We start from the raw sequence: 21425 nt of genomic DNA, 5'->3' as shown, positions 1-21425 counted from the left end.
CCACAGGCAATAAAAAAGCCCCGCCAGTTACCTGGCGGGGCTTTTTTTCAGCCTGGATGATCAGACGAGCGGTTTATGCTCTTCTGCGGTTTCCAGTTTTTCCTCGACCCCTTCTTCGGCCGGTGCAGCAGGCGCTTCTTCAGCGACTACAGCAGCGCTAGCGTCGGCGGCGGCCACTGCAGCGGCGGCTGCGGCAGCTTCGGCTTCACGCTTGCGACGGCGTACTTCACGTGGATCGTTCGGTGCGCGACCGTTGCTGGTCAGCGCACTGGCCTCTGCTTCAAGCGCAGGTGCAGGCTCTTCAGCCGGTGCTGGCTCGATGACTGGTGCAGGTGCCTCTACCGCTTCTGCAACCACCACCGGCTCGACCGCCACTGGTGCCTGAACTTCAGGCGCAGGCTCCACTGCCGCAACAGGCTCCAGTACTTCAGTTGGCACAGCAACCACAGGCGCTTCGATCGCAGGTGCGATGCTGGCTTCTACCGGCACTTCGACCGGCGCAATGAAGGGTTGCTCGATAACCGGTTCGACCGCGACTTCAACGACCTGGACGGCCTCGGCTGCTTCGGCCACTTCAGGGGTTTCAACCACTGGCTGAACGGCTTCCACGACAACGGTCTCGGTCGCCGCGACTTCAGCTACGGCTTGCTCTTCGACGGTGACAGTGGCGAGTTCGGCCTGCTGGTTGGCTTGGGCTTCGGCAGCGGCGCTGATGTTGCTGGTGGCAACAGCGGCGGTCACGGTCAGGCCAGCGGCCAGGTCGGCACCCAGCTCGGTGGCTTGTGGCTGCTCTTCGCTGCCGTCTTCGGAGCCTTCTACCAGGTTGCCGTTGGCATCGCGTTGACGCTCACGACGGTTGCTGCGACGACGCTGGCCGCGGGAGCGACGGCGAGGGCGTTCGCCTTCGGTGCCTTCCTGGTTGTCATCTTGCAGCAGCTCTTCGTTCGGCAGCTCCTCTTCAGCAACCTCAGCAGCCTGTTCGGCTGGACGCGGCTGACGCTCTTCACGTGGCGGGCGCGGTTGACGCTCTTCACGTGGTGCACGTTCTTCGCGCGGTGCGCGCTCTTCACGTGGTGCGCGTTCTTCGCGTGGTGCACGCTCTTCACGAGGCTGACGCTCTTCACGCGGAGCGCGCTCAGGGCGTTCTTCACGCACGGTCGGGGCGGCGGCGTCCAGAGGCTCGCGCAGTTCGCGGACCGGGCGGTCCTCGCGGGAGCGGCGTTCTTCACGTGGTGCGCGTGGTTGACGCTCTTCACGCGGCTGGCGTGGCGCGCGCTCTTCACGGACCGGTGCTTCTTCGCGAGCTTCGCGTGGTTGACGCTCTTCGCGTGGGGCGCGTTCGGCACGCTCTTCGCGCGGTTTGCGATCTTCTTCGCGACGGCCGTTGCGGTTACGGCTCTGCTGGCGACCGTTGCGACGCTCTTCGTTGCGCTGCGGGCGTTCACTGGCCGGCTTCTCGGCAACCACTGGCGCAGCTGCGACAGGCTCTTCCTTGCCGGCGAACAGGCTCACCAGCGACTTCACCAAGCCTTTGAACAGGCTTGGCTCAGGGGTGTGCTGAGCGGGGGCGGCGACTGGCGCGGCAGCTTCGCTTGGCACTGGGGCGTTGGCGCGGGCCGGAGCGGTCTTGACCGCGGCTTCCTGGCGCACCAGGGTACGGGTAGCGGCAGTCGGCTGGGCCTCTTCGGTCTCGGCGGCAGCGATTTCGTAGCTGGACTGGCTGCTCATGGCCTCCGGGCTGTCGTCGCGCAGGCGCTGGACTTCAAAGTGCGGGGTTTCCAGGTGATCGTTCGGCAGGATGACGATACGGGCCCGGGTGCGCAGTTCGATCTTGGTGATCGAGTTGCGCTTTTCGTTGAGCAGGAAGGCTGCAACCGGAATCGGCACTTGGGCGCGGACTTCGGCGGTGCGGTCTTTCAGGGCTTCTTCTTCGATCAGGCGCAGGATCGCCAGCGACAGCGATTCGACGTCACGGATGATGCCGGTACCGCTGCAGCGCGGGCAGACGATGCCGCTGCTTTCGCCCAGCGATGGGCGCAGGCGCTGACGGGACATCTCCAGCAGGCCGAAACGCGAGATGCGGCCGACCTGTACGCGGGCGCGGTCGGCTTCCAGGCATTCGCGGACTTTTTCTTCCACGGCGCGCTGGTTCTTGGCTGGGGTCATGTCGATGAAGTCGATCACGATCAGGCCGCCGATGTCACGCAGGCGCAACTGGCGGGCGATTTCCTCAGCCGCTTCCAGGTTGGTCTGCAGGGCGGTTTCCTCGATGTCGCTGCCTTTGGTGGCGCGGGCCGAGTTGATGTCGATGGACACCAGGGCTTCGGTCGGGTCGATGACGATCGAGCCACCGGACGGCAGGTCGACGACACGCTGGAAGGCGGTCTCGATCTGGCTTTCGATCTGGAAGCGGTTGAACAGCGGTACGCTGTCTTCGTACAACTTGATCTTGCTGGCGTACTGCGGCATGACCTGGCGGATGAAGGTCAGGGCTTCTTCCTGGGCGTCGATGCTGTCGATCAGTACTTCGCCGATATCCTGACGCAGGTAGTCACGGATGGCGCGGATGATGACATTGCTTTCCTGGTAGATCAGGAACGGCGCGGCGCGGTCCAGGGAGGCTTCCTTGATCGCGGTCCACAGCTGCAGCAGGTAGTCGAGGTCCCATTGCATTTCTTCGCTGCTGCGGCCAAGGCCGGCAGTGCGCACGATCAGGCCCATGTCGGCAGGGGCGACCAGGCCGTTGAGGGCTTCGCGCAGTTCGTTGCGCTCTTCGCCTTCGATACGACGGGAAATGCCACCGGCACGCGGGTTGTTCGGCATCAGGACCAGGTAGCGACCGGCCAGGCTGATGAAGGTGGTCAGGGCTGCGCCCTTGTTGCCGCGCTCTTCTTTCTCGACCTGGACGATGACTTCCTGGCCTTCGCTGAGTACGTCCTTGATGTTCACCCGGCCTTCGGGCGACTTCTTGAAGTATTCGCGGGAGATTTCCTTCAGCGGCAGAAAGCCGTGGCGTTCGGAGCCGAAGTCGACGAAAGCGGCTTCCAGGCTAGGTTCGATCCGGGTAATCCGGCCTTTGTAGATGTTGGCCTTTTTCTGCTCACGCGCGCCGGACTCGATGTCCAGGTCGTAGAGACGTTGGCCGTCCACCAGAGCTACACGCAACTCTTCGGGTTGAGTTGCGTTAATCAGCATTCTTTTCATGTAATACCGTCGGTTTCCGGGCTGCCGGAAACGGCGTTCGGCACACACGACTTCTCACGGTCTGTGTCAGGTGCGCAAGGGGTGGCGGGCCACCCCCGTGTCCAGCAACTTTCGAGTCCGACTGGTCACCCAGTACTGCCGAAGTCGCGACGACGCGTCCTGCTTGCTGTGGTGTCAAATGCACTCAGTCAGGAGGAGGAATCAGCCTTCGGCCGTGGACGCCCGCAGGGCATCTTGATCAAGACCGGGTCCGGTCGCCAGGCCAATAGGCCGGTGGACTGGACGCAGTACTACACGGTCCGACGGTTGTGCATCTCCACCCTACACGTATCCCTGATAATTCGGGTGCTGCCGCGCGCTGAATCCGCAACGGGTTGCATTTTCGCCAGCTCCATACGGGAGCCTGCGCCTTTTATATCCAAGGCTGGTATTTCCGAAGCCGTCGCCATGACTGCGTGAAATTGACGGCACTGACAGAGTGGCAGCGAAAAAAAACGTGGGGGAGGGTGAAATACCGCTCTTGTAGTTTTTTATCGGTCTTCTCTGCGCGGCGCTGGTGGCGATTCCAGGCATTTCTGTAAACTGGCGAAAGCCCCGTCGGACGGCCTCGCGTCCTCGAGAATTGCGTCGGTCAGGGCCGGCTGAAAGCCGTGAGTCCGCTGGCCAGCCGCTTTTGGCGGCGTTCGCGACTATAGCAGCAATCATTAAGTGCTTCAAATCCATAAAAAATTGTTATGATTGGCAAATGACGACTAATGCCCCTCCGACCTCCGGCGTCCAGCTGATTGAGGTCGCGCCGGAACTTGCCGGCCAACGAATCGATAATTTTCTTGTAACCAAGCTCAAGGGTGTGCCCAAGACCTTGATTTATCGCATTTTGCGTAAAGGCGAAGTGCGCGTGAACAAGGGCCGGATCAAGCCCGAGTACAAGTTGCAGGCCGGTGACATCGTGCGCGTGCCGCCCGTTCGTCTGCCTGAGCGCGACGAGCCGGTGCCGGTGGCCCAGGGCTTGCTTGAGCGCCTCGAGGCGGCGATTGTCTACGAAGACAAGGCCCTGATTGTGCTCAACAAGCCTGCCGGCATCGCCGTACACGGTGGTAGCGGCTTGAGCTTCGGCGTGATCGAAGCCTTTCGTCAGATGCGCCCGGATGCCAAGGAGCTGGAACTGGTTCATCGACTGGATCGCGACACCTCCGGCCTGTTGATGATCGCCAAGAAGCGCAGCATGTTGCGTCACCTGCACGCGGCCCTGCGCGGTGACGGTGTCGACAAGCGCTACATGGCCCTGGTCCGCGGGCATTGGGCGACGGCCAAGAAGCAGGTCAACGCACCGCTGCTCAAGAGCAATCTGCGTTCTGGTGAGCGCATGGTCGAGGTCAATGACGAGGGCAAGGAAGCGCTGACGATTTTCCGCGTACTGCGCCGCTTTGGCGAGTTCGCCACCATTGTCGAAGCGCGGCCGATCACTGGGCGTACCCACCAGATTCGCGTGCATGCACTGCATGCCGGGCATTGTATTGCCGGTGACAGCAAGTATGGCGAGGATGACTTTACCCGCGAGATTCGTGACCTGGGTGGCAAGCGCCTGTTCCTGCATGCCTACGCCCTGACCGTGCCGCTGCCCGATGGTGGTGAGCTCAAGCTCGAGGCGCCGGTGGACGATATGTGGGCCAAGACCGTGGAGCGCCTGAGTGCAGCGTGATTACGACCTGCTGATTTTTGACTGGGACGGCACGCTGGCCGACTCCATTGGTCGGATTGTCGAGGCCATGCACCTGGCCGCCGGTCGCGCAGGCTATACCACCTGCGCTGATGAGGCGGTCAAGGGCATTATCGGCCTGGCATTGCCCGAGGCCATCAGTGTGCTCTATCCGCACCTCGATGCTGCTCAGGTGGCGGGGTTTCGCCAGCACTACGCAGACGTCTACATGGCCCTGGATGACCAGCCTTCTCCGCTGTTCGAGGGTGTGGTCGAGTCGCTGGAGGCCTTTCGTGCCGAGGGTTACCGCCTGGCGGTAGCAACCGGTAAGGCTCGTCGCGGCCTGGATCGGGTTCTGCGTGCCAATGGCTGGACGGATTACTTTGATATCACCCGCGCTGCTGACGAGAGTCGCGGCAAGCCCCATCCGCAGATGCTCGAGGAGATCCTTGCCCATTGCCGGGTCGAACCGCAGCGTGCGTTGATGGTCGGAGATTCATCGTTCGACCTGTTGATGGCCAGCAATGCTGGCATGCACTCGGTGGCGGTTGGCTATGGGGCCATGTCGCTGGAGGTCTTGAGTGCCTTCGGGCCGCAGGTGGGTATCGATCATTTTTCACAGTTGCAGGCGTGGCTGAGCAAGTCGCCTGCAAATTCCAGGGTAGGTGAGCATGGCTGACGAGTGGAAGGCGCCAAGCGCCGAAGGCAACGAAGATTCGAAGAGCTGGAAGCTGCTGGAGAAGACGCTCCTGGCTGGTGTTCAGGAGCAGCGCCGGGCACGGCGCTGGGGGATTTTCTTCAAGCTGCTGACCTTCGTCTACCTGTTCGGCATTCTGGCCTTGTTCACGCCGCTGATGAGCATGGACAAGGCGGCGTCGCGCAGTGTCAGTCATACCGCGCTGGTCGAGGTGCGCGGCATGATCGCCGACCAGGAGCCGGCCAGTGCCGACAATATCGTCGGCGGCCTGCGCGAGGCATTCAAGGATCCGAAAACCAAAGCGGTGATCCTGCGCATCAACAGTCCGGGTGGTAGCCCGGTGCAGTCGGGCTACATCTACGATGAAATCCGCCGCCTGCGCGCCGAATACCCGGCCATCAAGCTGTATGCGGTCATCAGTGATCTCGGTGCTTCGGGGGCCTACTACATTGCCAGTGCCGCTGATCAGATCTATGCGGACAAGGCCAGCCTGGTGGGCTCCATTGGTGTGACGGCGGCCGGTTACGGGTTTGTCGGCACCATGGAAAAACTGGGTGTCGAGCGTCGTACCTACACGGCGGGCGAGCACAAGGCTTTCCTGGATCCGTTCCAGCCGCAGAAGCCTGAAGAAACGGCCTTCTGGCAGGGTGTGCTGGAAACCACCCATCAGCAGTTCATTGCCAGTGTCAAGCAGGGGCGTGGCGAGCGCCTCAAGGACAAGGAGCACCCTGAGCTGTTCAGTGGTCTGATCTGGTCGGGCGAACAGGCTCTGGCCCTGGGCCTGGTGGATGGTCTGGGTGGTGCCAGTTACGTGGCGCGTGAGGTGGTGGGCGAGAAGGAGCTGGTTGACTTCACTGTCGAAGAGTCGCCGTTCGATCGCTTCTCCAAGCGCCTGGGTGCCAGTGTTGCCGAGCACCTGGCCATGTGGATGGGCTTTCAGGGGCCATCGCTGCGCTGAGTGTGGTGCGGCATGAAAAAACCGGCCCTTCGAGGCCGGTTTTTTGTGTGTGTCCTGCAGGTGTCAAGGCAGGCTTATGCCTTCAGCCTGCAGCATGTCCACCAGGCGAATCAGTGGCAGTCCGATCAGGCTGGTGGCATCCACGCCGTGGGTGCTCTGGAACAGGCTTACGCCCAGGCCTTCGGCTTTGAAGCTGCCGGCGCAGTCATAGGGTTGTTCGGCGCGTAGGTAGCGCTCAATGCGTGGCAGATCAAGTTCGCGCATATTCACGGTGAAGGGCACGCAGTCGACCTGGCAGTGGCCAGTAGCGCTGTTGAGCAGCGCAAGGCCGGTGAGAAAGGTCACATGATTGCCGCTTGCTGCCAGTAATTGCTCGCAGGCGCGCTCAAAGGTGTGCGGTTTTCCGAGAATCTGCTCGCCGAGCACGGCGACCTGGTCCGAGCCGATGATCAAATGGCTGGGGTGGCTGGCGGCCAGGGTCTGGGCTTTGTCCCTGGCCAGGCGCTTGACCAGGTCCAGGGCGGGTTCTTCGTCCAGGCGTTGTTCGTCGATATCCGGGGAAGCCCAGGTGAAGGGTAGGTGCAGGTGTGCGAGCAGTTCGCGCCGGTAAGGTGAGCTGGAAGCCAGTAATAAAGGCAGCATGATAGACTCCTGGGCAGGTAAAACGATTCTAACATGCTGAACGGGGCCGAATTTCCTTTGACAGGGGCGGGGGTCATCCCTAGAATGCTGCGCCTATGTTGAATGACCCGATTCCACCTCACGTTGACCCGCGCAAATTGGCCGATCGTGGTGTTTCCCTCGAAGGAACGCTGCAGCTCGCCGATTTGGAGAGACTCTGCGACCCGCTTTCCGATACTGTCGGTACGGTGCAGGCTAAATTCAATTTTGAGCGCGACGAGCAGAAGGCTGTGGTTATCCACACCGACCTGAGCGTCGAGGTCAAGATGGTTTGCCAGCGTTGTCTTGAGCTGGTCACCCTGCCGATCCACAGCGAAACTACTTACGCTGTGGTGAAGGAGGGTGCGAATACCCAGTCGTTGCCGAAAGGTTATGACGTGCTGGAACTGGGCGAAGATCCTTTGGATCTGCAGGCCTTGGTCGAGGAGGAGCTTTTGCTTGCCTTGCCTATCGTGCCTGCTCATCATCCGGAAGAATGCCAGCAGCCGGCGGGCGCCGATGAGCCCGAACCGAGCAAGGACGAGGTAACACGGTCCAACCCGTTCAGTGTATTGGCGCAGTTAAAGCGTGACCCAAACGTTTAGGAGTTAATCAATTATGGCTGTTCAGCAGAACAAAAAATCCCGCTCTGCCCGTGACATGCGCCGTTCGCACGACGCCCTCTCGGAAAACGCTCTGTCCGTAGAGAAAACCACTGGTGAAGTGCACCTGCGTCACCACGTATCGCCAGAAGGCGTATACCGTGGTCGTAAAGTGATCGACAAGGGCGCTGACGAGTAATCCTTGTCCGCTCAGATCATCGCGATTGACGCAATGGGCGGGGACTTCGGTCCCCGCAACATTGTTCAGGCAAGTATTGCTTGCCTATCGGCTACCCCCTCGCTGCACCTGGCCCTCGTCGGTCAACCCTCCCTCCTTGAAGATCTTGTCGCTGGCCAGTCGGCAGCGGATCGCGCGCGTCTGCAGATCGTGGCGGCTAGCGAAGTGATCGGCATGGACGAGCGGCCGTCCCAGGCGCTGCGTGGCAAGCCCGATTCGTCCATGCGCGTAGCCCTCGAATTATTGCGTGATGGCAAGGTCCAGGCCTGCGTGAGCGCCGGTAACACCGGTGCGCTGATGGCGCTGTCGCGCTATGTCTTGAAAACCCTGCCCGGCATTGATCGCCCGGCCATGGTTGCCGCCATTCCCACTCAGGCCGGTTATTGCCAGTTGCTCGACCTTGGTGCCAACGTCGACTGCAGTGCGCAAAACCTCTATCAGTTCGCCGTGATGGGCTCGGTGGCCGCCCAGGCCCTGGGTATTGCTCGGCCGCGGGTTGCCTTACTCAATGTCGGTACCGAAGACATCAAGGGTAATCAGCAAGTCAAGCTTGCCGCCAATCTGCTACAGAACGCCCGGGGGCTGAACTACATCGGCTTCGTTGAAGGTGACGGGTTGTATCGCGGCGAGGCGGACGTGGTGGTGTGTGACGGTTTTGTCGGCAACATCCTGCTCAAGTCCAGCGAAGGCCTGGCGACCATGATCGGTTCGCGTATCGAGGCACTGTTCAAGGGCGGTTTCGCTGCGCGCCTGGCGGGTGCCGTGGCCATGCCGCTGCTGCGCCGGTTGCAGGCTGACCTGGCGCCGGCGCGACATAATGGCGCAAGCTTTCTTGGCCTACAGGGTATCGTCATCAAAAGTCATGGTTCTGCCGGCGTACAAGGCTTTCAGAGCGCCATCCAGCGCGCGCTGATCGAGATCCAGGAGGATCTGCCGCAACGCCTGCATGGTCGCCTGGAAGACCTGTTGCTTTAGGCATATGCCTCGGGAAGTGGTTAAATGTGACCGCTTGGTCTTCGTTACCATCCAACTCTTCAGTTTCTTGTGCTCAGCCTGGTGCTGGGCGCTTTATTTCCGACGACAAGATCACTAGGGGCTTGTTCAATGTCTGCATCCCTCGCATTCGTCTTTCCCGGTCAAGGTTCGCAGTCCCTCGGCATGCTCGCCGAGCTGGGCGCCCAGTATCCGCTGGTTATTGATACCTTCCGTGAGGCCTCCGAGGCTCTGGGCTATGACCTCTGGGCACTGACCCAGAACGGTCCGGAAGAGCAACTCAACCAAACCGACAAAACCCAGCCGGCCATCCTCACCGCCTCGATCGCCTTGTGGCGCTTGTGGCTGGCCGAGGGTGGTGCGCGCCCGGCATTCGTTTCCGGTCACAGCCTGGGCGAATACAGCGCCCTGGTTGCCGCTGGCAGCCTGAGCCTGGGTGATGCTGTGAAGCTGGTCAAGCGCCGTGGCGAACTCATGCAGGAAGCCGTGCCGGCCGGGCAGGGCGCCATGGCGGCGATCCTCGGCCTGGACGACGCAGTCGTCGTGGGTATTTGCGCAGAAGCTGCTCAGGGCGAAGTGGTCAGTGCGGTCAACTTCAACTCGCCAGGTCAGGTTGTGATCGCTGGCGCCAAGGCGGCCGTCGAGCGCGCCATGGAAGCCTGCAAGGCCGCTGGTGCCAAGCGTGCCCTGCCACTGCCGGTCAGCGTGCCGTCGCATTGCGAGCTGATGCGTCCGGCTGCCGAGCGCTTTGCCGAATCGGTCAATGCCATCGACTGGCAGGTCCCGCAGATTCCGGTGGTGCAAAACGTCACTGCGGCGGTCGCCGCAGACCTGGCTGGCCTTAAGCAAGACCTGCTGGCACAGCTCTACCAGCCAGTACGTTGGGTTGAGTGCGTCCAGGCCCTGGCCGCCAATGGCGCGGTAAACCTGGTCGAATGCGGCCCGGGCAAGGTCCTGGCTGGTCTGAACAAGCGTTGCGCCGAAGGCGTCACCACTTACAACCTCAACACCCCGGACGCAGTCGCCGCCACCCGCGCGGCGCTGGCCTGATTTAGGAGAAACTTGCATGAGCCTGCAAGGTAAAGTTGCACTGGTTACCGGCGCCAGCCGTGGTATTGGCCAGGCTATCGCCCTGGAACTGGGCCGTCTGGGCGCTACCGTGATCGGTACCGCGACCTCCGCCTCGGGTGCTGAGCGTATCGCTGCAACCCTCAAGGAACATGGCATTGCCGGTACGGGCCTTGAGCTGAACGTGACCAGCGACGAGTCGGTCACCGCAACCCTGGCCAAGATCCAGGAGCAGTTCGGTGCACCGACCATTCTGGTCAACAACGCCGGTATCACCCGTGACAACCTCATGATGCGCATGAAGGACGACGAGTGGTTCGACGTCATCGACACCAACCTGAACAGCCTTTACCGTCTGTCCAAGGGCGTGCTGCGTGGCATGACCAAGGCGCGTTGGGGTCGTATCATCAGCATCGGCTCGGTGGTCGGTGCCATGGGTAACGCCGGTCAGGTCAACTACGCCGCCGCCAAGGCCGGCCTGGAAGGTTTCAGTCGCGCCCTGGCGCGTGAAGTCGGTTCCCGTGCGATTACTGTCAACTCGGTGACTCCGGGCTTCATCGACACCGACATGACCCGCGAGCTGCCAGAAGCTCAGCGTGAAGCGCTGCAGACCCAGATCCCCCTGGGGCGTCTGGGCCAGGCACAGGAGATCGCCAATGTGGTGGCTTTCCTGGCCTCCGAAGGCGCAGGCTATGTGACCGGCGCGACCATTCCGGTCAACGGCGGCATGTACATGTAAAATTGAATGTGACGGATTGCTTCAAAAAAATGTCATACGAGCGGTCTAAAATCCGTTATAAAGCTGCAACCAGATTCTAGTTGGTTGGCAGGTGTGGTCTTGCAAGGCGTGTTGCGCTTGAAAAGCAGACGTCTTTCTATACACTTACACACCGGCCAGCTGCCTGACATATGTCCATTAGGAGTGAAAACAAGGTATGAGCACCATCGAAGAACGCGTCAAGAAAATCGTCGCCGAGCAACTGGGCGTTAAAGAAGAAGAAGTAGTGAACACCGCTTCCTTCGTTGAAGATCTGGGTGCCGATTCCCTTGACACCGTTGAGCTGGTGATGGCTCTGGAAGAGGAATTCGAGACCGAAATCCCTGACGAAGAAGCCGAGAAGATCACTACTGTTCAAGCTGCTATCGACTACGTCAACAGCCACCAGGCCTAAGACGTTGTAGTCGTCGCTTCTTGTCATGGAAAAACCGCACTGCCTTCGCCGGCGTGCGGTTTTTTCTTTACAAGAGATGTAGTCAATTGAATAAGGAGAGTGCTGTGTCGCGTAGACGCGTCGTGGTCACCGGTATGGGTATGCTGTCGCCACTGGGTACGGATGTGCCGAGCAGTTGGCAGGGCATTCTGGCTGGCCGCAGTGGCATAGGTCTGATCGAGCATACTGACCTGTCTGCCTACTCCACCCGTTTTGGCGGCTCGGTGAAGGGCTTTGAAGTCGAGCAGTACCTGTCGGTCAAGGAAGCCCGCAAGCTTGATCTGTTCATTCAGTACGGCCTGGCAGCCGGTTTTCAGGCAGTGCGTAATGCCGGCCTGGAAGTGACCGATGCCAACCGCGAGCGCATCGGCGTTGCCATGGGCTCGGGTATCGGTGGCCTGACCAACATCGAAGAAACCAGCCGGACCTTGCATGATCAGGGCCCGCGGCGCATTTCGCCATTCTTCGTGCCGGGTTCGATCATCAACATGATTTCCGGTTTCCTGTCGATCCACCTGGGTGTACAGGGGCCTAACTACGCTATCTCCACCGCTTGCACCACCGGTACCCACTGTATCGGCATGGCTGCGCGCAACATTGCCTTCGGTGAAGCCGACGTGATGATTGCCGGCGGTGCGGAAATGGCTGCCTGCGGTCTGGGCATGGGCGGTTTCGGTGCCTCGCGGGCGCTGTCGACCCGCAATGACGATCCGACCCGGGCCAGCCGTCCCTGGGACAAGGGCCGTGATGGCTTTGTCCTGGCCGACGGTGCCGGTGCGCTGGTACTCGAAGAGCTCGAGCACGCCAAGGCCCGTGGCGCAACCATCTATGCCGAGCTGGTTGGCTTTGGCATGAGTGGCGATGCCTATCACATGACCTCGCCGCCGGAAGACGGCAGTGGCGCTGCGCGCTGCATGGCCAACGCCTTGCGCGATGCCGGCCTGAATGCCAGTGACGTTGATTACATCAACGCCCACGGCACTTCGACGCCGGCCGGTGACCTGGCCGAAGCGTCGGCGATCAAGTCGGTATTCGGTGATCACGCTTATAAGTTGGCGGTCAGCTCGACCAAGTCGATGACCGGTCATCTGCTCGGCGCCGCCGGTGCGGTCGAGGCGATCTTCAGCGTGCTGTCGATCAACAGCCAGGTGGCACCGCCGACCATCAACCTGGATGAGCCGAGCGACGGTTGCGACCTCGACTTCGTGCCGCACCAGGCGCGCAATATGCCGATAGAGGTGGTGCTGTCCAACTCCTTTGGTTTTGGTGGCACCAACGGCTCGCTGGTATTCCGCCGGTTCGCCGGCTGATGCACAGCTGGGTCGATGGTCAGCCGGCAGATGCACTGACGTTGCAAAGCCGGGGGCTGGCCTATGGCGATGGTCTGTTCGAGACCATCGCCGTACGCGCCGGTCGGCCATCGTTGCTCGAGTATCACCTCGAGCGCCTGGCGCTGGGGTGCCAGCGCCTGGGCATCTGCGCCGATCAAGGCCTGATTCGCGACGAGCTCTGCCGTTATGCCGGCCTGCTGGGTGACGGCGTGCTCAAGCTGATCGTTACCCGTGGCGACAGTCAGCGCGGTTACGCGCCAGCCGCTGGCGTGGCGCCACGGCGTATTCTCCAGGGCAATCCCTTGCCCACTTATTCCCAAGAGCATTCCGAGCAGGGCGTTCGCCTGTTCGACTGCCAGACGCGTCTGGCCGAGCAACCATTGCTGGCCGGCCTGAAACACCTCAATCGCCTTGAGCAGGTCCTGGCCCGAGCCGAATGGCAGGATGCCGGGTACGCCGAAGGTTTGATGCGCGATGTTTCCGGGCGCATCATCGAAGGGGTGTATAGCAACCTGTTCCTGGTGCGCGCCGGTCAACTGTTGACTGCCGACCTCGGCCGTTGTGGCGTGGCCGGAGTGATGCGTGCTGCCTTGCTCGATCATGCCAGGGGCGTCGCAATCCCTGTGCAGATAACCGATCTAAGTCTGCAGGATCTGCAGGAGGCTGACGAAGTGTTTGTCTGCAACAGCGTCTACGGCATCTGGCCGGTACAGGCTTTTGCATCGCTGAACTGGCCGCCGGGGCCGCTCACCCGTAAACTGCAGGCCATTGCCCGTACGCTACTGGATGCTTGATTTGTGAGACGTAAATTCTTGGTGCTGCTGGAGACCGGGTTGATCCTGGCCGGCCTGCTGTTGGGGTATTCGGCCTGGAAGGTAAATTCGGCGTTGGAGCAGCCCCTGCACGTGTCCCAGGAGCAGTTGCTCGACGTGCCCACCGGTACCACGCCTAACCGTATGTTCTACCGCATGCAGAATGATGGCGTGCTCGACGATGCTTTCTGGTTGCGCCTGTACTGGCGTTTCAATATGGCTGGTGTGCCGCTGCACACTGGCGAATACCGCATGACTCCGGGCATGACCGTGCGCGAGCTGTTCGAGGTCTGGCGCCGCGGTGAGGTGGTGCAGTACACCCTGACCCTGGTCGAAGGCTGGAATTTCCGCCAGGTGCGTGCGGCGCTGGCCAAGCATGAGAAAATCAAGAAAACCATCGATGGCCTGAGCGACGCCGAGGTCATGGACAAGCTCGGCCATCCTGGCGTGTTCCCTGAAGGACGATTCTTCCCTGATACCTACCGCTTCGTGCGCGGCATGAGCGATGTGGAGTTCTTGCAACAGGCCTATGCGCGCCTGGAAGAAGTACTGGCCAAGGAGTGGGCTGAGCGCTCCAGCGACGTGCCATATCGCGATCCGTACCAGGCGCTGATCATGGCTTCGCTGGTCGAGAAGGAAACTGGTGTGCCGCAAGAGCGCGGGCAGATTGCCGGGGTGTTCGTGCGACGCATGCGCATCGGCATGCTGCTGCAGACTGACCCGACGGTAATCTACGGTATGGGCGAGCGTTACAACGGCAAGATCACCCGTGCCGACCTGCGCGAGCCGACGCCGTACAATACTTACACCAATGCCGGTCTGCCGCCGACGCCGATTGCCATGGTTGGCCGCGAAGCGATTCATGCCGCGTTGAACCCGACGCCGGGCAGCAGCCTGTATTTCGTTGCCCGTGGCGATGGTAGCCATGTGTTCTCCGATGACCTCGATGCACACAATTCGGCTGTGCGCGAATACCAGATCAAGCGCCGCGCCGACTACCGTTCGAGCCCGGCACCTGTTACCGAACCTGAACCCGAGGCCCAGCCGCAGACGCCGCAATCGCCGGACGTCGGCCCTGAGCCGGTGCCTGAGCAACCGGCGCCGGCCAGCGAAGCTGCCTCACCGCAATGATCAACTGTAAGGATTGCCTGTGAGCGGCTTGTTTATCACCCTGGAAGGTCCCGAAGGCGCGGGCAAGAGCACCAACCGCGAGTACCTCGCCGAGCACTTGCGCGCTGCGGGCCTGGATGTCGTGCTGACCCGTGAGCCTGGCGGCACACCGCTGGCGGAAAAAGTCCGCGAACTGCTGCTGACCCCCAGCGACGAGAAAATGGATGCCGACACCGAGCTGCTGCTGGTATTCGCCGCCCGTGCCCAGCACTTGGCCGAAGTGATTCGCCCGGCCCTGGCTCGTGGTGCTGTGGTGCTGTGTGACCGTTTCACCGATGCCACCTACGCATATCAGGGCGGCGGCCGCGGCCTGTCGCTTGCGCGTATTGCCACCCTGGAGACCTTCGTCCAGGGTGATTTGCGCCCGGATCTGACCCTGGTGTTCGACCTGCCGGTGGAAATCGGCCTGTCCCGCGCTGCCGCCCGTGGCCGCCTGGACCGTTTCGAGCAAGAAGGCCGGGCCTTCTTCGAAGCCGTGCGCCAGGCCTACCTGGCCCGCGCCCAGGCTGCGCCGCAGCAATACCGGCTGATCGATGCCGCGCTGCCGCTGGCCCAGGTGCAGCAGTCGCTGGACTCCTTGCTGCCACAGATCCTGGAGCGTTGCCGTGGCTGAGGCGTTTCCCTGGCAACAGGCCTTGTGGCAGCAACTGGCCGGGCGTACCCAGCATGCCCATGCCTACCTGCTGCATGGCCCGCAAGGCATTGGCAAGCGAGCCATGGCCGAGCGCCTGATGGCCTTGTTGCTGTGCCAGCGTCCGGAAGCCCTGAAGGCTTGCGGGCAATGCAAGTCGTGCCTGTTGCTCGCCGCGGGAAGCCATCCGGACAATTACGTGCTGGAGCCGGAGGAGGCTGACAAGCCGATCAAGGTCGACCAGGTGCGCGACCTGGTGTCCTTCGTAGTGCAGACCGCGCAGTTGGGCGGGCGCAAGGTGGTGCTGATCGAGCCGGTCGAGGCCATGAACGTCAACGCCGCCAACGCCTTGCTTAAAAGCCTCGAAGAGCCTTCGGGCAATACCGTACTGCTATTGGTCAGCCATCAGCCCAGCCGCTTGCTGGCAACCATCAAGAGCCGCTGTCAGCAGCAGGCTTGCCCGCTGCCGAGCCGTGAGCAAAGCCTGGCCTGGCTCGAGCAGGCCTTGCCCGACTGCGATGAGCAGGAGCGCCTGGAACTGCTGAGCCTGGCAGCCGGTTCGCCGTTGGCCGCGGTCAGCCTGCAGGCCCAGGGTGTGCGCGAGCAGCGTGCACTGGTGGTTGAGGGCGTAAAGAAGTTGCTCAAGCAGCAGCAATCGCCCAGCCAGTTGGCCGAAGCCTGGAATGCCATTCCCTTGTTACAGCTGTTCGACTGGTTCTGCGACTGGTCCAACCTGGTCTTGCGTTATCAGTTGACCCAGGACGAAGAGGGTTTAGGCTTGATCGATATGCGCAAAGTGGTCCAGTACCTGGCGCAAAAGAGCAACCAGGGCAAGGTCCTGGAGATCCAGGACTGGATTCTGGCCCAGCGCCAGAAGGTGCTGGGCAAGGCTAACCTCAATCGGGTGCTGTTGCTCGAGGCGCTGCTGGCGTCCTGGGCAATGTTGCCTGGCCAGCGTTGAGCTGACCGTTCCTTCATTCCTTTTCAGCGTTGTCATGTGCCCATGCTTGTAGATTCCCATTGCCACCTCGATCGTCTTGATCTCACTGCCCATCAGGGCTCCCTCGATGCGGCTCTGGATGCGGCCCGCGCGCGTGGCGTCGGGCACTTCCTGTGCATCGGCATCAGCGCCGACAACGCCCAGGCGGTCAAGGACCTGAGCGAGCGCTACAGTGACGTCGACTGCTCGGTGGGCATCCACCCGCTCGATCTCACGCCTGATGGTGCGCCGCCGCTGGACTGGTTGCTCAAGGAGCTGGAACATCCGCACGTGGTGGCCATTGGCGAGACCGGTCTGGACTACCACTACGAGCCGGAAGCGGCGCAGGTGCAGCAGGACTCGTTCCGCCTGCACCTGGAGGCGGCCAAGGTCACGGGCAAGCCGGTGGTCATTCACACCCGAGCGGCGCGCGCCGACACCTTGAGCCTGCTGCGCGAGGCCGACTTGAGCCAGGCCGGGGTGCTGCACTGCTTCACCGAAGACTGGGACATGGCCAGGGCGGCGCTGGACCTTGGCTATTACATTTCGCTGTCGGGCATCGTCACCTTCCGCAATGCCGATGCGTTGCGCGATGTGGCCCGGCAGGTGCCGGCCGATCGGCTGCTGGTGGAGACCGACTCGCCATACCTGGCGCCGATCCCTTACCGCGGCAAGGCCAACCTGCCGCAGTACGTGCGCGAAGTGGCGGAGTTCGTGGCCATGGTGCGTGGTGAAAGCTATGAGCAACTGGCCGCGCAGACGACGGCCAACTTCAAGCGACTGTTCCCGTTGGCCCGGGTAGCCTGAACAGCTTTTGTAGGGGCGGGCTTGCCCCGCGATGGCCATAGGTATCTACACATCTCTAGCGAGTCAGCCTATTGGCTCGTGCTTATCCAGTTGATGTGGCGACGCTACCGGCCCCTTCCGCCCTTACGTGAACTGACCCCCTCCATCGGTGCTCCACTCGGCCTCCTGACATCGCGAAAAATCAAAAGCCAGATCAACAGCACAATTCGCTTCGCTCTTGCTGGCTGAGGTCGTACACCACATTTGTGTTCACACCGCGCTGTTGATCTTGATCTTGATCAGCAGCGACTTCAGTAGGCCGAGTGGAGCACCGATGGAGGGGGTGGAGGGCCATGGATGGCCCGCAAAGCGCCAACGGGCAGGAAGCCCGTGTGACGCGGCCCCCGGAGTCGGTGCGCAAGGAGGGAGCCCGAAGCGCAGCGTAGGGCCGGATGCGGGAGCAGGCGGTTTTGATTCCTTTTGCCAAGATGTACAGACTGGAGACATGGTGAACGCATGTGCGGGGTAAGCCCGCTCCTACGGCCGGTAAAAATCATAGGCAAAAAAAACCCGGGTTCTGGGGGGTGAATCCGGGTTAAGACCATTAGGAGTAAAACAAAGGCACGCGGTCCCTGAGCACCTTTATCGGCGCGCAACATGGGGGGATGTGCTGCGCCAACACCTGAAGTATTGGTCAGGATTGGCGCGCCGCCAGCAACAGTTGCTCGTTTTTTAAACAGATTTGGAATACGCCCGCCGCTGCTGAGCACTCATTGCTTTGCGATTTCTCGGACAATGGCCAGAGTTTCGTCGATCACCTGTCTGGATGTGTAGAAGTGCGGGGAAAACCGTACTCCGGGGCCACGCACCATGCACACCACCTGATGCTGCTTGAGCTGCTGATAGACCTGGGTGTTTGTAACCCCCGCAATGCTGAAGGAAACAATCCCTGCGCGGCGCCTCAGTTCCTGCGGGCTGTGCAGGCGCACCCCGGGGATTGCTGTCAGGCCTTGGTGCAGCCATTGCACCCGTTCCTGCAGCGCTGCCGCCACTTGATCCATGCCCACCTCTTCGAGTAGCGACAGGCTGGCCTCGAGCGCCACTGCACCGAGCATGTTCGGGCTGCCGCACTCAAAGCGTCGGGCGCTGTGGGCGGGTTGCCACTCGCTGCGGTTGTAGTCGCCCAGGTGTTCGAGCATGTGCCAGCCATACTCGCTGAGCTTGAGCAGTGGGCGAACCTCGGCGCGGCAGTAGAACACGCCCAGGCCTTCCGGGCCGAGCATCCATTTGTGCCCATCAGCCATGGCAAAATCGCACTGACAGGCCTGGACGTCGAAGGGCAGGGCGCCCAGTTGCTGAATGGCGTCGATGCAGAACAGTATTTCCCGTTCACGACAGCCTTGCCCCAGGCGCACCAGATCCAGGCGCAGGCCGCTGGCAAACTGTACGGCGCTGATCGCCAGCAGGCGCACCTTGGGGCCGCAGGCTGCCAGCAAGGCGCCTTCCGGGTCGTTGCCCTTGAGGTTTACCTGGATGACGCTGACACCTTTGTCGGCCAGGGCTTCCCAGACGATCCGGTTGGAGGGGAACTCTTCGGTGCTGATAACAACCTGGTCACCGGCCTGCCAATCGATGCCGAAGGCGACGAATGACAGCGCCTCGGAGGTATTCTTGACCAGAGCGATATCATCCGTCGACGGCGCATTCGTCAGCCGCATCAAGCGTTCACGTAAACTCTGCTCCGTGGTAAGCCAGTCCGGATAGTTCCTTGCGCCGAGTAAAACGTTCTCGCTGGCGAAGCGTGAAACGGCCAGGCTAGCGCGTCTGGGCCAGGGTGCGACGGCTGCATGATTCAGATAGCGCAGGCCCGGGGCTTGCTCAAACTCATCAAGAAACATCAACATGGTTGGATGATCCGTGCATTTTGCCGCAAGTTAGGCATAATAACCGGCTTCGATTTTGATCCAGTCCTTCTTATGCAGAAAGAACCTCGTAAGGTCCGTGAGTTTCGTCGCCGAGAGCAAGAAATTCTCGATACCGCGCTCAAGCTGTTTCTCGAACAGGGTGAAGACAGTGTCACCGTCGAGATGATCGCTGATGCCGTGGGTATCGGCAAAGGCACGATCTACAAGCACTTCAAATCCAAGGCGGAGATCTATCTGCGCCTGATGCTCGACTATGAGCGCGATTTGAACGAACTGCTGCACTCTGCCGACGTCGACCGCGACAAGGAAGCCCTGTCGCGTGCCTACTTCGAATTCCGCATGCGTGACCCGCAGCGTTATCGGCTGTTCGACCGTCTTGAAGAGAAGGTGGTCAAGGGCAACCAGGTGCCGGAGATGGTCGAGGAGCTGCACAAGATCCGCGCCTCCAACTTCGACCGCCTGACCCTGCTGATCAAGGGCCGCATCAGCGAAGGCAAGCTTGAGGATGTGCCGCCGTACTTCCACTATTGTGCAGCCTGGGCGCTGGTGCATGGCGCGGTGGCGCTGTATCACTCGCCGTTCTGGAGCAATGTGCTGGAAGATCAGGAAGGCTTCTTCCAGTTCCTCATGGACATCGGCGTGCGCATGGGCAACAAGCGCAAGCGCGACCCGGATAGCGCTGGTAGCTGAGACATTCAGCCAAACCATCGCGCTACTGGGATGAGGAGCTGAGGAATATACTCAGGTATGAGGCTTGCAAAAACCTGATTTTTGAGTCAGGTTTTGCAGGCCCGATTCACCCATGCCGGAGTCATCCATGATCGTCGACCGCCAAGGCAGGCGTTTTCGCAATTTGCGTGTCAGCCTGACGGCTGCCTGCAACTACGCCTGTACCTATTGTGTGCCGGACGGCAAGCGGCTGGTGGCTGCCCAGGACGAGCTCTCGGCTGAGGCCATGGCCCGTGGCGTGGCTTACCTGGTGGAGGCCGCCGGCATCGAGCGGGTGCGCGTCACCGGTGGCGAGCCGCTGGTCAGTCCAAAACTTGAAACCTTCCTCAGCTCGATTGCCACCCTCGGCCTGGATGAAATCAGCCTGACCACCAATGGCCAGTTGCTGGCACGCAAACTGCCCGTGCTGCGCGCAGCGGGTATCCGCCGCCTCAATGTTTCCCTCGACACCCTCGACCCGGATGCTTTCCGGCGCATTGCCCGTGGCGGCGACCTGGCGACGGTGCTCGATGGCATGAACCAGGCCAGCGCCGCCGGCATGCAGATCAAGGTCAACATGGTGCCCTTGCGCGGGCAGAACTTCGATCAGGTCTTGCCGCTGCTGGAATATTGCCTGGCCCATGGCTATGAGCTTCGCTTCATCGAGTTGATGCGCATGGGACACCTGGCCCGCGACAACAATGCCTTTTTGCAGCAGTTCGTCAGCCTCGAGCACTTGCTGCAGTTGATCGGTGGGCAGTACGAGTACCTGCAGGCCAATGCCCCGGTGGATGCCACCGCCTTGCGTTATCAGATCCCGGGGCTCGGCTACTTTGGCGTGATCGCCAACGAGAGCGTGCCGTTCTGCCGCACCTGTTCGCGTTTGCGGCTGTCCTCCACCGGTTGGCTGCACGGCTGCCTGTCCTCGAGCAACCGTCACTTTATCGGCGATTTGCTCGACAAGCCGCGCCACCAGGCGTTGCCGGCGCTGCAGGGCTTGCTGGTCAAAGCCCTTGGCGACAAGCAAACAGTGGCATTTTCCGGTGGCGCGACGGTGATGAAGATCATTGGCGGCTAAGACTGGCGCAAAAGCTGCATCTGCCAGCTGTTCGCCGGTTTTCCGTCACCGGCCACTGGAGGATAGATGCGTAGCCTGGTTTTGCTGCTGGCGCTGATGGCGCTGGGCGGCTGCATGAATGTCAGCGATATGGGCGAGGGTGCCCGTTATCACATGAGCGATGCCGGTCTGCTCGATCACAGCGATACCCGTCGCTCGCTGTCGGTGCGCCTGCAGCCTGATTCATTCATTTACATTGGCCAGGGTGCCTTCGTGCCGCCGGGCAAGGGCCCGTATCCGCGCCCCAACGTCGTGGCTGAAGAGGCCTTCAACGGCTTTCTCGAGTATTTCCCCATGGTCCGCCGTGCCCCGGCGCCGCTGGGCCTGGAGCAGGCGCTGATCGAAGCGCGTGAAGTGGGCGCGCATTACCTGTTGTACACACGCTTCGCCCGTACCGACGATCGTATCGGCAATGGCGATGAGTGGTATGACGAGCAGGCGGTCGACCGTCTGGGGATCGATACCGGTGTGGTGCAACTGATGCTGATCGAAACCAGCACCCGTTACCTGATCGATACTGCGCGGATCAAAAGCCGCGGCGGTTTGCTGACGTTCCACGACAACAAGCCGGAAGATTTGCTCAGGCCCCCGCTTGAGGATTACGCTCGCAGTCTGTTGGGCATGAGTCGTTAAGGA

At 61.4% G+C, this 21425-nt stretch carries 21 protein-coding genes; 18 read left to right on the top strand and 3 right to left on the bottom strand.

The features are described 5' to 3' along the window. Positions 1-60 precede the first annotated feature (60 nt). Complete coding sequence (gene rne, locus EXN22_RS19840; protein ID WP_233281656.1) at positions 61-3204, bottom strand: ribonuclease E; 3144 nt, start codon at positions 3202-3204, stop codon at positions 61-63. A 745-nt stretch (positions 3205-3949) separates the two neighbouring features. Here rne and rluC point away from each other — a divergent pair. The 3 genes from rluC to EXN22_RS19825 are packed head-to-tail and all read left to right on the top strand — an operon-like array spanning position 3950 to position 6558. Next, positions 3950-4906 carry a 23S rRNA pseudouridine(955/2504/2580) synthase RluC gene (rluC, locus tag EXN22_RS19835; RefSeq protein ID WP_130265662.1) on the top strand — a complete coding sequence of 319 codons (957 nt, stop codon included), beginning with the start codon at positions 3950-3952 and terminating at the stop codon, positions 4904-4906. Beyond that, entirely contained in the window at positions 4896-5582 is a 687-nt protein-coding gene (locus EXN22_RS19830; protein WP_130265661.1) for an HAD family hydrolase, read from the top strand. The genes rluC and EXN22_RS19830 overlap by 11 nt, the downstream gene beginning before the upstream one ends. Beyond that, on the top strand, positions 5575-6558 hold the full coding sequence (locus EXN22_RS19825; protein WP_130265660.1) for a S49 family peptidase: 984 nt from the start codon (positions 5575-5577) through the stop codon (positions 6556-6558). The genes EXN22_RS19830 and EXN22_RS19825 overlap by 8 nt, the downstream gene beginning before the upstream one ends. Before the next feature lie 63 nt (positions 6559-6621). On the opposite strand, the gene EXN22_RS19820 is transcribed toward EXN22_RS19825, so the two are convergent. After that, a complete protein-coding gene (locus tag EXN22_RS19820; protein WP_130265659.1) occupies positions 6622-7200 on the bottom strand; it encodes a Maf family protein in 579 nt (192 codons plus the stop codon). Between the two features lie 95 nt (positions 7201-7295). On the opposite strand from EXN22_RS19820, the gene EXN22_RS19815 reads away from it, so the two are divergent. The 12 genes from EXN22_RS19815 (at position 7296) to EXN22_RS19760 (ending at position 17060) form a co-directional block, all read left to right on the top strand. Next, positions 7296-7823 (top strand): YceD family protein, encoded by a 528-nt coding sequence (locus EXN22_RS19815; protein WP_130265658.1) that lies wholly within the window; start codon positions 7296-7298, stop codon positions 7821-7823. A 13-nt stretch (positions 7824-7836) separates the two neighbouring features. Next, positions 7837-8019 (top strand): 50S ribosomal protein L32, encoded by a 183-nt coding sequence (gene rpmF / locus EXN22_RS19810; protein WP_010223221.1) that lies wholly within the window; start codon positions 7837-7839, stop codon positions 8017-8019. A 3-nt stretch (positions 8020-8022) separates the two neighbouring features. Further along, positions 8023-9033 carry a phosphate acyltransferase PlsX gene (gene plsX / locus EXN22_RS19805; RefSeq protein ID WP_130265657.1) on the top strand — a complete coding sequence of 337 codons (1011 nt, stop codon included), beginning with the start codon at positions 8023-8025 and terminating at the stop codon, positions 9031-9033. Positions 9034-9162: 129 nt separating this feature from the next. Continuing rightward, positions 9163-10101 carry an ACP S-malonyltransferase gene (gene fabD, locus EXN22_RS19800; protein WP_130265656.1) on the top strand — a complete coding sequence of 313 codons (939 nt, stop codon included), beginning with the start codon at positions 9163-9165 and terminating at the stop codon, positions 10099-10101. Between the two features lie 16 nt (positions 10102-10117). After that, positions 10118-10858, top strand: coding sequence for a 3-oxoacyl-ACP reductase FabG (fabG, locus tag EXN22_RS19795; protein WP_130265655.1), 741 nt, complete (start codon positions 10118-10120; stop codon positions 10856-10858). 196 nt (positions 10859-11054) lie between these two features. Next, positions 11055-11291 carry an acyl carrier protein gene (gene acpP / locus EXN22_RS19790; protein ID WP_004884578.1) on the top strand — a complete coding sequence of 79 codons (237 nt, stop codon included), beginning with the start codon at positions 11055-11057 and terminating at the stop codon, positions 11289-11291. A gap of 104 nt (positions 11292-11395) precedes the next feature. Next, a complete protein-coding gene (fabF, locus tag EXN22_RS19785) occupies positions 11396-12640 on the top strand; it encodes a beta-ketoacyl-ACP synthase II (RefSeq protein ID WP_130265654.1) in 1245 nt (414 codons plus the stop codon). Further along, positions 12640-13455 (top strand): aminodeoxychorismate lyase, encoded by an 816-nt coding sequence (pabC, locus tag EXN22_RS19780; RefSeq protein WP_130265653.1) that lies wholly within the window; start codon positions 12640-12642, stop codon positions 13453-13455. The genes fabF and pabC overlap by 1 nt, the downstream gene beginning before the upstream one ends. A 3-nt stretch (positions 13456-13458) precedes the next feature. Further along, a complete protein-coding gene (gene mltG / locus EXN22_RS19775; RefSeq protein WP_130265652.1) occupies positions 13459-14604 on the top strand; it encodes an endolytic transglycosylase MltG in 1146 nt (381 codons plus the stop codon). A gap of 19 nt (positions 14605-14623) precedes the next feature. Beyond that, a complete protein-coding gene (gene tmk / locus EXN22_RS19770; RefSeq protein ID WP_130265651.1) occupies positions 14624-15256 on the top strand; it encodes a dTMP kinase in 633 nt (210 codons plus the stop codon). Continuing rightward, positions 15249-16235 carry a DNA polymerase III subunit delta' gene (locus tag EXN22_RS19765; protein WP_130265650.1) on the top strand — a complete coding sequence of 329 codons (987 nt, stop codon included), beginning with the start codon at positions 15249-15251 and terminating at the stop codon, positions 16233-16235. The genes tmk and EXN22_RS19765 overlap by 8 nt, the downstream gene beginning before the upstream one ends. A 42-nt stretch (positions 16236-16277) precedes the next feature. After that, positions 16278-17060, top strand: a complete 783-nt coding sequence (locus tag EXN22_RS19760; RefSeq protein WP_130265649.1) for a TatD family hydrolase — start codon at positions 16278-16280, stop codon at positions 17058-17060. Positions 17061-17809: 749 nt separating this feature from the next. Here EXN22_RS19760 and EXN22_RS19755 read toward each other — a convergent pair. Next, positions 17810-18943: an aminotransferase class V-fold PLP-dependent enzyme gene (locus tag EXN22_RS19755; RefSeq protein ID WP_130265648.1), complete on the bottom strand. Its 1134-nt coding sequence runs from the start codon at positions 18941-18943 to the stop codon at positions 17810-17812. Between the two features lie 72 nt (positions 18944-19015). Here EXN22_RS19755 and EXN22_RS19750 point away from each other — a divergent pair, with 72 nt between their 5' ends. From EXN22_RS19750 to EXN22_RS19740, 3 genes are all read left to right on the top strand, one after another. Further along, the gene (locus EXN22_RS19750; RefSeq protein ID WP_130265647.1) at positions 19016-19654 is read left to right on the top strand and encodes a TetR/AcrR family transcriptional regulator; all 639 of its coding nucleotides are present in this window, start codon (positions 19016-19018) and stop codon (positions 19652-19654) included. Between the two features lie 127 nt (positions 19655-19781). Further along, positions 19782-20750 carry a GTP 3',8-cyclase MoaA gene (locus tag EXN22_RS19745; protein WP_130265646.1) on the top strand — a complete coding sequence of 323 codons (969 nt, stop codon included), beginning with the start codon at positions 19782-19784 and terminating at the stop codon, positions 20748-20750. 66 nt (positions 20751-20816) lie between these two features. Then, positions 20817-21422: a DUF4823 domain-containing protein gene (locus EXN22_RS19740; protein WP_130265645.1), complete on the top strand. Its 606-nt coding sequence runs from the start codon at positions 20817-20819 to the stop codon at positions 21420-21422. Positions 21423-21425 lie beyond the last annotated feature (3 nt).

The sequence above is a fragment of the Pseudomonas tructae genome (genome assembly GCF_004214895.1).
Lineage (GTDB): Bacteria > Pseudomonadota > Gammaproteobacteria > Pseudomonadales > Pseudomonadaceae > Aquipseudomonas > Aquipseudomonas tructae.
Note: the sequence above shows the minus strand (reverse complement) of the source record. Positions and strands in the feature narration are given on the sequence as shown.